General features: G+C 69.3%; 8 protein-coding genes. 2 read left to right on the plus strand and 6 right to left on the minus strand.

Going from position 1 to position 11,458, the window contains the following annotated elements; all coding sequences use genetic code 11:
* Positions 1-114: 114 nt before the first annotated feature.
* The 6 genes from Q9R22_RS00560 to Q9R22_RS00585 all read right to left on the minus strand — a co-directional run bounded on the left by Q9R22_RS00560 (position 115) and on the right by Q9R22_RS00585 (position 8,435).
* A complete protein-coding gene (locus tag Q9R22_RS00560; RefSeq protein ID WP_131333248.1) occupies positions 115-837 on the minus strand; it encodes a transglycosylase family protein in 723 nt (240 codons plus the stop codon).
* Positions 838-1,271: 434 nt separating this feature from the next.
* The gene (locus Q9R22_RS00565; RefSeq protein WP_131333249.1) at positions 1,272-2,129 is read right to left on the minus strand and encodes an inositol monophosphatase family protein; all 858 of its coding nucleotides are present in this window, start codon (positions 2,127-2,129) and stop codon (positions 1,272-1,274) included.
* Between the two features lie 8 nt (positions 2,130-2,137).
* Positions 2,138-4,423 (minus strand): NAD-dependent DNA ligase LigA, encoded by a 2,286-nt coding sequence (gene ligA, locus Q9R22_RS00570; protein WP_131333250.1) that lies wholly within the window; start codon positions 4,421-4,423, stop codon positions 2,138-2,140.
* A gap of 88 nt (positions 4,424-4,511) precedes the next feature.
* On the minus strand, positions 4,512-5,588 hold the full coding sequence (locus Q9R22_RS00575; RefSeq protein ID WP_131333251.1) for a MaoC/PaaZ C-terminal domain-containing protein: 1,077 nt from the start codon (positions 5,586-5,588) through the stop codon (positions 4,512-4,514).
* A 4-nt stretch (positions 5,589-5,592) separates the two neighbouring features.
* Positions 5,593-6,975: a 3-oxoacyl-ACP reductase gene (locus tag Q9R22_RS00580; RefSeq protein WP_131333252.1), complete on the minus strand. Its 1,383-nt coding sequence runs from the start codon at positions 6,973-6,975 to the stop codon at positions 5,593-5,595.
* 50 nt (positions 6,976-7,025) lie between these two features.
* Positions 7,026-8,435, minus strand: a complete 1,410-nt coding sequence (locus Q9R22_RS00585; RefSeq protein WP_131333253.1) for an acetyl-CoA C-acetyltransferase — start codon at positions 8,433-8,435, stop codon at positions 7,026-7,028.
* Positions 8,436-8,507: 72 nt separating this feature from the next.
* Here Q9R22_RS00585 and Q9R22_RS00590 point away from each other — a divergent pair, with 72 nt between their 5' ends.
* Positions 8,508-9,209, plus strand: coding sequence for a TetR/AcrR family transcriptional regulator (locus tag Q9R22_RS00590; protein WP_242670448.1), 702 nt, complete (start codon positions 8,508-8,510; stop codon positions 9,207-9,209).
* Positions 9,209-11,323 (plus strand): acyl-CoA dehydrogenase, encoded by a 2,115-nt coding sequence (locus Q9R22_RS00595; RefSeq protein WP_131333972.1) that lies wholly within the window; start codon positions 9,209-9,211, stop codon positions 11,321-11,323. Before Q9R22_RS00590 ends, Q9R22_RS00595 begins: the two co-directional genes overlap by 1 nt.
* Positions 11,324-11,458 lie beyond the last annotated feature (135 nt).

Below are 11,458 nucleotides of genomic sequence, written 5' to 3' on the forward strand. Positions count from 1 at the left end.
GTACGACGAAGCCCCGCCCCACACCGGGATCGGTGCGGGGCGGGGCTTCGAGGGGTCAGCGGCGGACCTCGGTCCACCGCATCACCCGGTCATCGCGAGCGATGTGTGCCTGGATCAGGCGGGGATGTTCAGAACCTGGCCCGGGAAGATCAGGTTGGCGTCCGCCACGGTGCCGGAGTTGGCGGCGAACAGGGCCTGCCAGCCACCGTTGACGCCCAGCTTGTTGGCGATGGCGCCCAGGGTGTCCCCGGCCTGCACGGTGTAGGTGCCGACGGCGGGAACGGCCTGCTGCACGGGAGCCGCGGGAGCGGAGTAGGTCACGGCCGGGGCCTGGGCCACGGGGGCAGCCTGCTGCACCGGAGCGGCCTGGGCCACGGGGGCAGCCTGCTTCACGGGCGCGGCCTGCTGCACCGGAGCGGCAGCAGCCTGCTGCACCGGGGCAGCCTGCTTCACGGAGGACGCCTGGGTGCTCACCGAGGCGGCGGAGGCGACGCCCCCACCGTTGCCGGACAGGCCGAGCTTGGCGGAGCAAGCGGGCCATGCGCCCCAGCCCTGACCCTGCAGGACGTTCTCGGCCACGCGGATCTGCTCCGCCTTGGAAGCACCCTGAGCGGAACCGGTGCCGCCGAAGGCAGCCCAGGTGCTCGGGGTGAACTGCAGACCGCCGGAGAAACCGTTACCGGTGTTGGTGCCCCAGTTGCCACCGGACTCGCACTGAGCCAGGGCGTCCCACGTGGAGACGGGAACGGCGTTGGCGGGAACGGCGAAGGCGCCCACGGCCACGCCGCCCATCAGGACAGCAGCGGCACCACGGCGAATAGCGGTTGAAGTCTTCATTATGCTCCGTAAGGCCACCTACGCTCGTTCCCATCCCTGGGTGTCTTCGCGCCGTCGTCCACCCTTGACAGTTGGTGTTAGGGGTAGAAACTACGGAATGCTGCCATACAGACGACGTACGGTGTTGCGGCAACATCCAGCACAAGCCGAGCCACGGATCGAGTGGGCCCGGAAGCGAACTTCCGTTCACGAAAGTCCGCTGAGGAAGTTGATAATAACGATAACGTAACGTTCCGGGCGTTGCCAAGCAGAAAGTTACTTTTTCGTTATCCCGTTTCCGGGGACACCCCCAGTCGCGGACATGTATCACGGCCACCACGGCCGATCAACTCCGGCCACGCTAGGCCACCCGCGACGAACGGGTCAACCCGACCCGGGTTCCCGACTCGCATAACGGTGTGATTGCCAACCGATAACGGTGTGATTACCACTACTCAGCGCGGGGCCCAGGCCGCGATCACGCTGGTCACGCGGGCCTTTTCGTATGTGTTCGCGATCGCACTGTCCGCTGAGTGTTCTTGCCCACTCAGCGCCGGTGGAACGGGCAGATCGGGGCGCTGCACCACCGCCCCGGCCTCGTGGGCGATCAATGCGCCGGCCGCCCAGTCGTGCTCGTGCAGTCCACGTTCGGAGTAACCGTCCAGGGTGCCGTCGGCCACCATGCAGAGATCCAGGGAGGCCGCTCCCAGGCGCCGCATGTCCGAGAAGTTCTCCATAGTGTCCAGGAAAGAACCGAATTGCTCACGCCGCACGGCGGGGTCGTACGAGAAACCCGTGCCGTAGAGCGCGCCCCGGCGGGCGGGGACCGGACCCGTGAGCCTCGTGTCCCGTCCGTCACGCCGGACCCACGCGCCCAAGCCTGCGACGCCGTAATAGATCCGCCCGAGAGCGGGGGCGTTCACGACCCCCACGAGCCAGTTCCCGTGCTCGTCGCACGCGGCCACGGAGGTGGCGTAGTACACGATGTCCCGGATGAAGTTGGTGGTCCCGTCCAGCGGGTCCACCGACCACCGCACGGGGCTGCGGTGCTCGGGCACGTACGTTCCCGATTCCTCCCCCGTGATGGCGTCCCGGGGCCGTTCACGGCGCAGGACGGCGCTCACAGCCTCCTCCGCGGCGACGTCGAAAGACGTCACCCAGTCGCCGTCCGAGGACTTGGTCTGTGCGTGGAACTCGGCGCTGTCACGACCGCTCAGGACGTCGGCCCCGGCCTGTGCGGCGCGCAGCGCGACCTCCAACAGCTCCTGCAGTTCGTCCGACCCCGGACCCAGCCCTTCCAGTGCATCCGCCATCTCGCGTCTCACTTCCCCGCGTTGTCGTGGGATGCAGCGGCGTCGTCGAACGCCGACGGGCCCTGCGCGAGCAAGCGCTCGAAACCGGCTTCGTCCAGCACGGGAACCCCGAGGGACTCCGCCTTGTCGAGCTTGGAACCCGCGTTCTCGCCGGCCACCAGGAACGCCGTCTTCCTGGACACCGACCCGGACGCCTTGCCGCCGCGTTTCAGGATGGCCTCCTTCGCGGAGTCCCGGCTGTAAGCCTCGAGCGATCCCGTGACCACCACGGTGACTCCCTCAAGTGTGCGGGGGGTGGACTCGTCCACCTCTTCCTCCATGCGCACACCCGCGGCGGCCCAGCGGTCCACGACCTCACACCGCCACGGCTCCTCGAAGAACTCGATGACGGCCTGCGCGATGATGGGGCCCACCCCGTCCGTGCCCGCGAGCGTGTCCAGGTCCGCCGAGCGGATCGCGTCCATGCTGCGCAGGGACGTGGCCAGCGAGCGCGCGGCCGTGGGACCCACGTGGCGGATGGACAGCGCCACGAGGACCCGCCACAGGTCGGTGTCCTTGGCCTGTTCCATCTGCTGGAACATGATCTCCGTGGTCTTGGAGGGCACGCTCGGCTTGTTCTTGGTGGGCTTGGTCCAGAAGTACGGGACGAGTTCGGGGGTGACCCGCTGGGTCTTCTCCCCCGTCTCCTTGTCCGTGACGGTGCGCCGGGAGTCCCGCCACACCTTTACCTCCTTGAGGTCCTCCGGCGTGAGATCGAACAACCCGGCCTCGTTGCGCAGCGGGGGCACGGAGAACTCGGTGCCGTCCGGTGCCTCCTGGGGAACGGGTTGAGTTAGGGCCTTGGCCGCTTCCTCGCCCAGGGCCTCGATGTCGAAGGCCCCGCGACCCGCCGCGTGGTTGACGCGTTCCTTGAGCTGGGACGGGCACGTCTCCGCATTGGGGCAGCGGATGTCCACGTCCCCCTCCTTGGCGGGACGCAGGGGCGTGCCGCACGACGGGCACTCGGTGGGCATCACGAATTCCCGCTCCGTGCCGTCCCGCAGTGCGACGACGGGCCCCACGATCTCCGGGATGACGTCACCGGCCTTGCGCAGCACCACGGTGTCCCCGATGAGCACGCCCTTGGCCTTGACCACGTCCTGGTTGTGCAGGGTGGCCATCTCCACGGTGGAACCCGCCACGCGCACCGGGTCCATGAGCCCGAAGGGCGTGACGCGACCGGTACGACCCACGTTGACCAGGATGTCCACGAGTTTCGTGTTGACCTCCTCCGGCGGGTACTTGTACGCCACGGCCCACCGGGGGACGCGGGAGGTGTAGCCGAGCCGGAACTGCGTGCGGCGGTCGTCCACCTTGATCACGATGCCGTCGATCTCGTGCAGCAGGCTGTGCCGCTTCTCGCCGTATTCGGCGATGAACTCGAGCACCTTCTCCATCGAGTCCAGGACCCGGGAGTACGGACTCACGGGCAGTCCCCAGTCCCGCAGGATGTCGTACGCCTGCGACTGCGTCTCCAGCTCGAAACCGCGGGAGAACCCGATGCCGTGCACGAACATGGACAGCGGTCGCCGTGCGGTGACCTGCGGGTCCTTCTGACGCAGCGAACCCGCCGCGGCGTTGCGGGGGTTCGCGAACGGCGCACGCCCCTCCTCCACGATGGCCTCGTTGAGCGCGCGGAAATCCTTGGAGGAGATGAACACCTCGCCGCGGATCTCGACCTCCTCCGGGAAGTCCTCCCCGGTCAGTCGCTGCGGGATGGTCTTGATGGTGGCCACGTTGTGGGTGATGTCCTCACCCGTGGTGCCGTCACCACGCGTTGCGGCCCGCACGAGTACGCCGTTGCGGTACAGCAGGTTCACGGCCAGGCCGTCGATCTTGACCTCGCTCAGCCACGCCACGGTGGGCGCACCCGGCAACTGCTCGACCTGCTGCTGGGCGCGGGTCAACCACGCGACGAGCTCGTCCGTGGAGAAGACGTCCTCGAGCGAGTACATCTTCTCGAGGTGCTTCACGGGGCTGAACGCCGCGGAGACGTCACCGCCCACCTCCTGCGTGGGGGAATCGTTCGCCTTGAGTTCGGGATGCAGGGCCTCGAACCCCTCGAGGGAGCGGTACAACCGGTCGTACTCGGCGTCCGACATGACGGGTTGGTCGTGGACGTAGTACGCCGTGCGTGCTTCGCGGACGCGGTCCGCGAGATCGGCGTACTCCTCCCGCAGTGCCTCGCTGGGCTCGTCCGGATTGAGGCTCTGGCCCGTGGCGTCCGTGGCCCGCCGCGCGTTGTCTGTGCTCACGCCCCCATTGTGTCCCACCCCACCGACAGACACGAACACCCCCGGAACCTCGGTCCCGGGGGTGTTCGTCAGGCGGATCAGCGAGCGGTCACAGGGCCGTGACCGTGACCTCCGCGTGTGGACGTTGCCGCTTGGGGTCCCACACGAGGACGCGGGAACCGCGCCAGTGGGCGCCCCGACCGTCGTCGTTCACCGAGACCGCCACCGTAGTTGGCAGCTGCACCGGGACGGCGAAGTCCACGGACCACGCAAAGGGGACCTCCGCGGGCACGCCGGTCAGCGCCAGCGCGCGCGAGGCCGTGTACATCCCGTGCGCAATCGCCCCTTTCATCCCGAGCGCCTTGGCGGACGGGTCGGAGAGGTGGATGGGGTTGTAGTCGCCGCTGACCGCCGCGTAGTCCCGCCCGGTCCCGGCGCCCAGGACCCACTGCGCGGTCTGCTGCGGCGGATCGAACGGTGCGCGCTCGTGGGAGGACTCCTCGGGAACGCGCGCGCCGTCGTCCGCGATCGCGGTGTGCACGCCCTTGGCCAGGTACGTGGAGCGCCCGGCCCAGACCACGGACCCGCCCTCGCGGGACAGTGTCACCACGGCGTCCACCGTGGTCCCGGACCGGTGGGTGCCCAAATTCTCGGTCCACGCCGTGGCAGTGAGCCGCTCCCCCACGGCCACGTCCGTGACGTGGCGGATGGTGTTGCTCAGGTGCACCATGCCCAGCACGGGCAGGGGGAAGTCCTTGCGCGTGAGCACCGACATGGCCACGGGGAACGCGAGCGCGTGCAGCGCACCCGAGAACACCGTGGTGTGCTGCGACCCCGGGGCCACGGGATGCGTGCTTGCGTGCACCACGCGGCAGAACTTCTCATGCCACTCGGGTTCCGCGCTAACGTCCTCCACGACGTGGGCCACGCGCGGCACCTGCAGGGCAGCCCCCACGCGTTCCGTGCGGGGCTTACGCAGCGCACCGGGCAGCACGCGCCCCACGGGCGAGTCGCGCAGGGCCGGGAGCACCTTGTGCGTGGCCGCTGCGGCGGCGTCGGAAGCCGCCGCCGACGCCGCGCGCGCCCCCGCGGACGCGTACAGCGCGGGCAGCTTCACCGAACCCGCCGGCTGGACGAGTTCGTAGTCGGAGGGAACGGTGGGCAGGACCGGGTCAGGAGTGCTCATACGATCATGCTCCCACGAGGCTCTGGCCGCACACGCGCAACGTCTGACCGTTGATCCCACCGGCGGCGTCCGAGAGCAGGAACGTGATGGCCTGTGCCACGTCCTCCGGCGTGCCGCCCTGCTGCAGGGAGTTCAATCGGCGGGAGATCTGGCGGCGGGCCGCCGGGATCTTGGCCGTCATGTCCGACTCGATGAACCCGGGAGCCACGGCGTTGATGGTCCCGCCCTTCTCCGCGATCAGCGGTGCCGTGGCGGCCACCGCACCGATCACCCCGGCCTTGGAGGCGGCGTAGTTGGTCTGACCGCGGTTGCCCGCCACGCCGCTCGTGGACGCGAGGCACACGATGCGCGGCGCCGGGCCCAGCTGATCGGAGGCGAGCAGGGTCTCGGTGATCCGCAACTGCGATTCGATGTTGACCGCGATCACGGAATCCCACTTGGCCTGGTCCATGTTGGCGAGCATCTTGTCCCGCGTGATGCCCGCGTTGTGCACCACGAGGTCCAGCCGGCCGTACCGGGACACCGCGAGGTCCAGGATCTTCTGTCCGGCCTGCGGGTCCGTGACGTCCAGCTGCAACGCGGGCACGCGCAGTTCGTTGGCGAGCTTGCTCAGCGCGTCACCGGCGGCGGGCACGTCCACGGGGATGACCGTGGCACCCGAGGCCGAGAGCGTACGCGTGACCTGCGCGCCGATCCCGCGTGCGGCACCCGTGACCACTGCGACCTTGCCCGCGACGGGGTGCACCCAGTCCACGTCCGCGTCCCCGCGGTCGTCACCCACAGTCAGGAACTGCCCGTCCACGTACGCGCTGCGGCCCGAGAGGAAGAAGCGCAGGGCGCCCGTGACACCGGGAGCGTCCGCAGCGACGCCGTCCGCGAGCAGGATGCCGTTGGCGGTCACGCCGCCGCGCATCTCCTGGGCGATCGAGCGCAGCATGCCCACGACACCCTGGCGCGCCGCGGCCTGCGACGGGGTCAACTGCCGCGCGCCGGGCAGCGTGCCCGACGCCGCTCCGGTCCCGATCCCGGGCGCCGGTCGTGACAGCGTGATGACCCGCCCGCCCGGGCGCAGCTTGCGCACGGCCGAGGCCAGCTCGAGGGCGGCGTCCGCGAGATCGGCGGGGCTGTCGACCTCCGTGTAGTCGATCACCACCGCACCCACCCGGTCCACGTCCTGAGCGTGCCGGCGCACGTCCAGGTCCCAGCCGAGCAGGGCCGACGACGCGGCGTCGCCCGCCGCACCCCGGCCGAGCACGAGCACGGAGCCGCTCGGGAAGTCCCCGTCCGCGGTGAACCGGCGCAGCGTGACCGGGCGCGGGAGGCCCAGTTTGCCGGCGAGCTGCTTGCCCAGCCCCGAATTGACCATGTCCAGATATGTGTCCGTCACTTGTGTCCTCTCCCAGAAATCGTGGTGTCTCGCCGTGGCCGTGAACTCGCTTAGACCGAGCGCAGCAGCATGGCCACACCCTGACCACCGGCGGCGCACACCGAGATCAGCGCTGTCTGCGGCTTGCCCGTCTCCTTGGCACGTGCGGCCAGTTCCTTGGCGGTGGAGGCAACGATGCGACCACCCGTGGCGGCGAAGGGGTGCCCAGTGGCGAGTGAGGACCCGTTGACGTTGAGCTTGGCGCGGTCCACCGAACCCAGGGGCGCGTCCAGGCCCAGGCGGTCCTTGCAGAACTCCGGGGACTCCCATGCGGCGAGGATCGACAGCACGGTGGAGGCGAACGCCTCGTGGATCTCCACGAGGTCCAGCTCCTGCAGCGTGAGGCCGTGGCGGGCCAGCAGACGCGGCACGGCGTAGGCCGGGGCCATGAGCAGGCCCTCGTTGCCGGTCACGAAGTCCACCGCGGCGGCCTCGCTGTCCACGACCTCGGCGAGTGGGGTCAGGTGGTGCTCACCGGCCCACTCCTCGGACGAGATGAGCACCGTGGAGGCACCGTCCGTGAGCGGCGTGGAATTGCCGGCCGTCATGGTGGCCTCACCGGAGAGCTTCTTGCCGAACACCGGGTTCAGCCCGCCCAGCTTCTCCACGGTGGAGTCCGGGCGCATGTTGTTGTCCTTGGTCAGACCCTTGAACGGGGTCACGAGGTCGTCGAAGAAGCCCCGCTCGTACGCGGCGGCCAGGTGCTGGTGGGAGGCCGCGGCCAGCTCGTCCTGGGCCTCGCGTGTGATGCCCCACTTCTGGGTGGTCAGCGCCTGGTGCTCACCCATGCTCAGGCCCGTGCGCGGCTCACCGGACGAGGGCACCGACGGCGCGAGGTCGCCCGGGCGCAGGTCCTTGAACGCCTTGAGCTTCTGAGCGGTGGTCTTGGCGCGCTGCAGCTTGAGCAGCGCGCGGCGCAGCCCCTCGCTCACGGCGATGGGAGCGTCCGAGGACGAGTCCACACCACCGGCGATCCCGGCCTGGATCTGGCCCAGCCGGATCTTGTTGGCGATCGAGCTCACGGTCTCCATGCCCGTGGCGCACGCCATCTGGACGTCGTAGGCCGGGGTCGCGGGGTCCAGCGCGGAGCCCAGCACGGACTCGCGCGTGAGGTTGAAGTCCCGGGAGTGCTTGATCACGGCACCAGCCGCCACGGCGCCCAGGCGTTCGCCCGCGATCCCGGTCCGGGCCACGAGCCCGTCGATCGCGGCGGTCAGCATGTCCTGGTTGGACGCGTTCGCGTACGGCCCGCCCGCGCGGGAGAAGGGGATGCGGTTGCCCGCCACGACGACGGCGCGGGCTCCCGTCGCTCCGCCCTGCGGCGCGGAGGAGGCGGCCGGGGCCGCAACTCGCTTGGCGGGTTCGGAACCGGTTCCGGTGGCCGGGGTGGACGGTGCCGTGTTCTGCGTGTTCTCGCTCATGCGTAGTTCCTTTCGGGGAATTTATGCGATCTGGATCACTCGGGATCCAGAATAGCTGATACTCTCGGTATCGTGAAACAGGTCACGCACCCCGTGGACGGCAGGAGCTCGCGTTGGCAGCGGCACCGCGCCGTGCGGCGGATCGAACTGATCACGGCCGCGCGCGACGCCGTGGCCGCGAACGGTGCTGCGCTGTCCATGGAGGAGATCGCCACGGCGTGCGGGACCTCCAAATCCGTCTTCTACCGCTACTTCAAGGACAAGGCCGGTGTGCAGGCCGCGGTGGGTGAGTACTTCGTGACCCGGATGCGTCGACGCATGGTGGCCGCGGCCAGCGAAGCGGACACGTTCGCCGCCATGATCCACGCCCTCGTCTCCGAGTACCTCAAGTCCGTGGCGGCCTCCGGTGAGGTCTACCGCTTCGTGGTGACCGCACCCACGGAACGGGGTTCCTCGATCGAACGCTTCGTGGATTCCGTAAGGGACCTGCTCATGGAGCAGCACATGCGCCACCACGGCAGCCGGGCCACGCCCGAGGGGGTCCTGAAGTGCTGGGCCGCTTCCACCGTGGGCATGGTCCGCGGTGCGGGTGAGGCCTGGCTCGAACTCGGCGGCGATACCGCGAAACCGGATCGCCACACCATGAGTCGGATCATCACCACGTGGGCCGTGGAGGGCCTGCGCCCCGTGACCGGCAGTGAATCCGCACCACCAACTTCCCCCATCAGGACGACGGGTAAACCACCCGTCCCAGAGAACCGTCAGGAGTCATGATGTCCATTACCTCGGTCAGCGGAACAGTTCCCAATACCGACCGTATCGAAGACCTGCCCGAGGACGGTGCCACCACCCCGTCCGGGATCGACACCGCCGAGCTCGGCGCCATCCTGCTGGGCCGCTGGCCCGAAGCACGCAAGGCGGCACGCGAGCGAGCGAAGGATCCCCGCTTCCAGTCCCAGTACGACCAGTCCTTCGCGGACCAGCGCAACGTCACGTTCGAGCAGCTCAAGCTGCTCGCGGATGCCGGGCCCCAGTACCTGGGCATGCCCGAGAGCGTGGGCGGGGCCATGAGCCCCGGCGCCAACCTCTCCGCGTTCGAGGAGCTCGTGCTCGCGGACCCGTCCCTGCAGATCAAGTCCGGTGTGCAGTGGGGCCTGTTCGGTTCCGCCGTGCTGAACCTGGGCACCGAGGAGCACCACAAGAAGTGGCTGCCCTCCATCCTGGACCTCAGCATGCCCGGTGCGTTCGCCATGACGGAGATCGGCCACGGTTCTGACGTTGCCTCGATCGGCACCACCGCCACGTACATCCCGGAGACGGACGAGTTCGAGATCCACACGCCGTTCAAGGCCGCGTGGAAGGACTACCTCGGCAACGCCGCGGTGCACGGCCGCGCGGCCACCGTGTTCGCGCAGCTCATCGTCAACGGTACCAATCACGGTGTGCACTGCCTCTACGTGCCCCTGCGGGACGAGAACGGCGAGTTCCTGCCGGGCGTGGGCGGCGAGGACGACGGCCGCAAGGGTGGGCTCAACGGCATCGACAACGGCCGACTGCACTTCGACCACGTGCGCGTGCCCCGCACCAACCTGCTCAACAAGTACGGGGACGTGGACGAGAACGGCGTCTACTCCTCCCCCATCCCGTCCCCGGGCCGGCGCTTCTTCACCATGATCGGCACGCTGGTGCAGGGCCGCGTGTCCCTCGACGGCGCCGCGACGGTCGCGAACCAGGCCGCGCTGAGCATCGCGGTGCGCTACGCCGAGCAGCGTCGGCAGTTCACCACGGACTCGGACATCCAGGAGCAGACGCTGCTGGATTACCAGCGCCACCAGCGCCGGCTGATCCCGCGGATCGCCGAGACCTACGCGATGACCTTCGCGCACCAACAGCTGCTCGACAAGTTCCACGAGGTGTTCTCCGGCGAGGATGAGTCCGACGGCAACCGCCAGGAGCTCGAGACCCTGGCCGCGGCGTTCAAGCCGATGTCCACGTGGAGCGCCCTAGACACGCTGCAGGAGTGCCGCGAGGCGTGCGGTGGCGCGGGCTTCTTGGCCAAGAACCGGCTCGTGGAACTGCGCGCGGACCTGGACGTCTACGTCACGTTCGAGGGCGACAACACCGTGTTGCTGCAGCTCGTGGCCAAGCGCCTGCTCAACGATTACTCGGCGGAGTTCAAGAACGCGGACGTGGGCGTGATGGCCCGCTACGTGGCGGACCGCGCCACCGAGGCCGGCTTCAACCGTTCCGGGTTGCGCAAGCTGACCCAGGCGTTCTCGGACACCGGGGACTCCCGCAAGTCCGTCAACGCCCTGCGCGATCCCGCGGCCCAGCGCGCGCTGCTCACCGACCGGGTGCAGACCATGATCGGCGACATCGCGGACGAGCTGCGGGCCGTGTCCCGCAAGTCCCGCACCGAGCAGGCAAAGGCGTTCAACGACAACCAGAACCGGCTGCTCGAGGCTGCCCGCTCCCACGCCCAGCTGCTGCAGTGGGAGGCGTTCACCGCTGGTCTCGAGAAGATCGAGGACCCGGACACCAAGCGCGTGCTCACGTGGCTGCGGGACCTCTTCGGCCTGCACCTGATCGAGCAGGACCTCGCGTGGTACCTCTCCTACGGTCGGCTCTCGATGCGCCGCGGCCGCGCTCTGGAGTCCTACATCAACCGCCTCATTGAGCGCCTGCGCCCCTACTCCCTGGAGCTGGTGGACGCGTTCGGGCTCTCGCCCGAGCTGCTGCGCGCTGAGATCGGTGGCACGGTGGAGGCCGAGCGCCAGGAGGAGGCCGCGGACTACTACCGCCGGTTGCGCGCGAGCGGCAAGGCCCCCGTCAAGGAGCCCAAGCCCGCCAAGGACCCGGGCGCCCAGACCCGCGGCCACCACGCCTGACCCGGCCGGCTCGCGCGGGGGTTCCGCGTCCGCGTGAGCCGCGCCCCGAGCGTTTCATTGCGAACGAAACGCTCGGGTTGAGGCGCGCACGCGAGCGTGCCCAGGCACCGGCCGCGCGATGCCCGGGACGTGAAC

Source organism: Kocuria sp. PD6 (genome assembly GCF_031844145.1).
GTDB lineage: Bacteria > Actinomycetota > Actinomycetes > Actinomycetales > Micrococcaceae > Kocuria > Kocuria marina.